Origin of the sequence: Endozoicomonas ascidiicola (genome assembly GCF_001646945.1) — a bacterium.
Classification (GTDB): Bacteria; Pseudomonadota; Gammaproteobacteria; order Pseudomonadales; family Endozoicomonadaceae; genus Endozoicomonas; species Endozoicomonas ascidiicola.
On sequence record NZ_LUTV01000029.1, the window covers coordinates 1 to 2001 of the forward strand.

General features: G+C 44.1%; 2 protein-coding genes. Both read left to right on the top strand.

Annotated elements, in window-relative coordinates; all coding sequences use genetic code 11:
* Positions 1–707: 707 nt before the first annotated feature.
* Positions 708–1274: a TetR/AcrR family transcriptional regulator gene (locus AKL11_RS24310; protein WP_067522942.1), complete on the top strand. Its 567-nt coding sequence runs from the start codon at positions 708–710 to the stop codon at positions 1272–1274.
* Positions 1275–1287: 13 nt separating this feature from the next.
* Positions 1288–1824, top strand: a complete 537-nt coding sequence (locus AKL11_RS24315; RefSeq protein WP_253705293.1) for a GNAT family N-acetyltransferase — start codon at positions 1288–1290, stop codon at positions 1822–1824.
* Positions 1825–2001: the final 177 nt, after the last annotated feature.

Consider the following 2001-nt stretch of genomic DNA (forward strand, 5'->3'; position numbering starts at 1 on the left):
AAACCTGAAGCAAGTACGACTGGCGACAAAGTAAAAACCAGAAGATTTACAACCAGAAATTTTGAACGGTGCTGAAAACCACGCAGAACCAAAATACCTCGAAACAGTTTGAGCCAGAAGGTTTGACATACTTAATGTTTACGACAATGTAACTTCCTGGCCTGCATWAAACCTGACACTTTGCACGCTACAGAAAACCTGCACCCTTCCCCACCAACTGACCGACAGAAAAAATGGAATGGAAACTGATCTCTGTGCTGGCGTGACAAAAGGAAATTGGTACGCTACCGCCTGCCAGCTTGGGAAAAACAAACAGCAAACGGCGATTTTTACGCTGGCATAAAAGAAGGAATAAACGACCAAACTCTCACGCCAGCTTGCACAACGTAGCTTACTGATTTCTTCTGAACTTTTCGACAGAAACAGGACAAAAAAACTACCAACGCTAAAAAACTCTCAGTTTTGTAATTCTGGTAGAAACACAGCAGATAACGCCAAAATGTGCGGCGCCGCCGCAGGCGGCGTCCGGTGAGCGAAGCGAACGCACACGATTTTTTTGTTAGCTGCTGTGGAAGCTATGATGCTCTTTGCTATTGTCACGAATCCCACAGCAAGTCCACTCGTTGTGAAATTTAGCTTGTAAATAAAGATCATTTGGAATAAGGYACTCTCACAAACCGACTGGTTGGTCTGCACAGGTGGATCTGATGGACAAAAAGCAGCAAATTATTCAAGCAGCCATAGAACTCTTTACAACACAGGGCTATGAGAAAACCTCTATTGCAGCTATTTGCGAACTTGCAAAAGCATCTAAAGGCGCGGTCTTTCACCATTTTAAAAATAAGGATGAATTACTCAGAGAGGTATTCATCCGCATGGCTGAAATCATTAATGACGTTGGCGATAGTGCTAATGCCATTAATGATGGGCTGCCTGCTAAAGAAAGAATGGTTAATTATCTGGAGCAGATCTTTTTGTCGATGACCTCTCCAGAACAGAAGCTGTATTATCAATTCGACTTTCAGGTTCTGAGTCAGCCTTCTATGCGGGAGGTTGTGAAGGATTTAATTGAGGAGAGATACCAGTTGATGATGGTGGGCTTCCAGTCAATCTTATCAGAAATACCCTCGGCTGACTGTATTGTTGATAGCCATATGCTAATCGCTGAGATAGACGGTATCGCTTTGAATTATTTGTTCGCTAAAGATGATTATCCACTGAAAGAAATCAAAAACCGATTCATCAAAAAATATTTGTCACTTCTTGGTTTTTAAGAAAAACCCTCATATGAATACTGTAAATAAAGAGCTTATTGAAATGAAAACACCATACCAAATCCAATACGAAACTTTCGCTGCCGCTGGAGGTCTTTATGATGAACGACACGCAAAGCTTTACGCTGATTTAGCCGATGACATGATTGCAGACGGGAGCTACTCTATCGTGTATGAGGGTGTGGCACACGCATGCTACACGCCTATAACCGTGGACGCAGCACCTCACCTCAAGTGCTATGTATTAGCTCCACTGGCAGTACTCCCCGAGTATCAAAGAAAGGGCTACGCCACTCGGCTTATGGATGCAGCTGAGAARGAGCTGGACGCTGACGTTATTTTTATAATGGGAGAGATACACCACTATGCCAAACGGTACAATACGCCTCATCAGGTTCTGCCTCCTGTAAAAACCCTGGCCCCTCTGGAAAATTGGTTTGCTCGTGAACTCACGCCTAAAGCCCTCGATGGCGTAGGAAAATCAACTTCAAGCATAACTGGCCCCTATTCCACCCCTCTGATATGGGCACACCCGAACGACCAAGTGTAAAATCCGGAGGTGCTTTTGCGCCTCCTTAACTAAATCTCTCTGTAATAATGAACTCTCAAATTTACTACGTGAACTTGATTTAAGCAGCTAACGCCAAATTCAGCGGCGCAGCGTAGCGGAGTCCGCTGGAATTTTTTGTTAGCTGCGCACGCCCGTAAAATGGTTATACTGTGGCGT